This window comes from Profundibacter sp. (genome assembly GCF_056498605.1).
In genome coordinates this window covers 1-2274 of sequence record NZ_JBSMEZ010000056.1, presented here as the reverse complement: position 1 = coordinate 2274, position 2274 = coordinate 1, and the positions used below count along the sequence as shown (strand labels likewise).

Annotated in this window: 2 protein-coding genes and 1 pseudogene; all 3 read right to left on the bottom strand. The window is 58.0% G+C overall.

All coding sequences use genetic code 11. The annotated features are described in order from the left end of the window. Window positions 1-524 (bottom strand): annotated as a pseudogene (locus tag ACWB12_RS05800) (HflX-like GTP-binding protein); the annotation flags it as partial. 6 nt (window positions 525-530) lie between these two features. After that, on the bottom strand, window positions 531-767 hold the full coding sequence (hfq, locus tag ACWB12_RS05795) for an RNA chaperone Hfq (RefSeq protein ID WP_479529116.1): 237 nt from the start codon (window positions 765-767) through the stop codon (window positions 531-533). 138 nt (window positions 768-905) lie between these two features. After that, a partial coding sequence (locus ACWB12_RS05790) for a TrkH family potassium uptake protein (RefSeq protein WP_479529115.1) occupies window positions 906-2274 on the bottom strand: 1369 nt, incomplete at its 5' end.

Genomic DNA, 2274 nt, shown 5'->3' with positions numbered 1-2274 from the left:
GTCGTCAATCGCGCGTCTGTCAGACTCGATCTGGGTCTCGCAGGCCCACCGACAAAGCCAAGCCCGCCGCGTTGCCGCTCAAGGTGGGTCCAGGCCCGCACCAGACGGGTGCGCTGGTAGGAAAGCGCCGCCATTTCGACCTGAAGCACGCCTTCACGGGTGCGGGCACGATCCGAGAAGATTTCAAGGATCAGGCCGGTGCGATCAAGGATCTTCAGCCCCCACTCTTCTTCCAGATTGCGCTGCTGCACTGGCGTTAGCGCGCCATCAATCAACACCAGCTCGATTTCCTCGGCGGTAAAGATCGCCTTTAGATCGGCAATCTTGCCCTTGCCAAACAACACCCCAGCCCGAACAGCCCGCAGTTGCACAATGTCGGACCCGATGATCTCCATTTCAGGCATGGCTTTGGCCAAGGCCACAGCCTCGGCCAAAGCCGCCACAGGATCACGGCGTGCATTGTCAAACTTCAGTTCGGGATGCAGAACCCATGCGCGGGTGTTGCGCGGGGGATCAATTTCCATATCGGGTTATTCTTCTTCGCCGTCATATAGATTGATCGGCGCACCCGGCATGATGGTGGAAATCGCGTGTTTATATACCAGTTGTGCTTGCCCGTCGCGGCGCAATAGCACACAGAAGTTATCAAACCAGGTGATGACACCCTGCAATTTCACCCCGTTGATCAGGAAAATTGTTACTGGAACTTTAGCCTTACGGACGTGGTTCAAAAACGCGTCCTGCAAATTTTGTCTGTCGGCAGCCATTGGTCTTTCGCCTTTTTATTGTGGTCTACCCCTGTCGGGCAATGAAACATGTTACTCAAACTATGATTATGTCGTGGCTTTGCAATAGATTCCAGCCCTAAAATCAGCCCGTTAGCCGCTTTTCCAACGATCTGTGCCTTAGGAGCGCCACAAGGCGGGGTTGAACAGGGCGATAATTGCCAGTGTTTCCAGCCGTCCCAGCACCATTGCCGCGGCCAGTATCATCTTGGCAGCATTGCCCAGATCAGCGTAGTTTTGCACGTCTTGCGCGGCAACATCGGCCAACGGGCCGGTGGTGGACAGGGCCGAAATAGTAAACACCATCGCCCCGTCAAAGGACAAACCAGTCAGGGATAGCGCCAACATCACCAGCGCCACTGACATACTGAACAGCATAAAAAATATCCACGATATTTGCGCCCCGAACCGGCGAATATGGCGGGCCTGCGACCCTGCTCCGCCCACGCTGGATGGGTATAGCAGGCGCTCCATTTCGCGGGTGCCGTGTTTATAGAGCGCATAAACCCGCATCAGTTTAACCCCGCCTGCCGTGGTCGCCACGCCGCCGCCAATTATCGACAGACCCAGAAGGATCAAACCCGAGGATTGCAGTCCGGACCACCCCCGCGCATTGGCCCAGTCCGCGGATTCAAACCCCGTGGTGGTCAGGAATGATAAAACGGTAAACGCCGCCCCCCATAGGGCGCGCATGGCCGCAGCAAGATCGGTTTCCAGATTGCTGTCATAGGCCCCGACCCAGTGGCGGGCAAACAGCAACACCGGCACCACGATCACCAGAAAGGTTCCCATGCGGAATTCAGGATCATGGCGCAACTGGCGCAAGCCCCGCACCTGCTGATCCTTGGAAAACATCAGCCGCGAAATGGCAAAGAACAGAAAGGCGAATATGATCACTTCGCCCAACACACCGCTACCGCTTGACCCGACACCGCCAATCGGCGAAATGCCACTGGTGGCCAGCGTCGACATCGCGTGGCTGACGGCCACCAGCGACGTATCCCCCGCCAGCAGCAGTGCGATCCACAACACCAGCGTTAGCCCCGCGTAAACCGGAAACAGCATCGCCGCATAGCGCGTCAGCCGTTGCGAGGCGTTGGCAACACTCGTGATCTGGGAAAACTGGCTGCGCCCGGTATTGCCAGCGTCGGTCGATGTCACCTCGAACCCGCCCAGATTAAGCGGGGCCAAAATGGCGATGGCCATCACCCAGGCCAGAAATCCGCCCATCCAGCCCACCAGCGCCCGCCACAGATGCAACGCATCCGGCAAACGGTCCGGCACAAACAGGGTGGCGCCGGTGGTGGTCAGGCTCGATACCATTTCAAAATAGGCATTCAGAAAACTGGTGTTGCGCAGCCCCTCGTAAAACGGCACCGCCAGCATGATCGGCAACAATGTAAATGCGCCCAGCAACGCCGTCAGGTGGCTGCGGGCCAGATTGGTGCTGTGACCGGCGGCACTGGCCAGCCCGATCATCGCAGTCAGG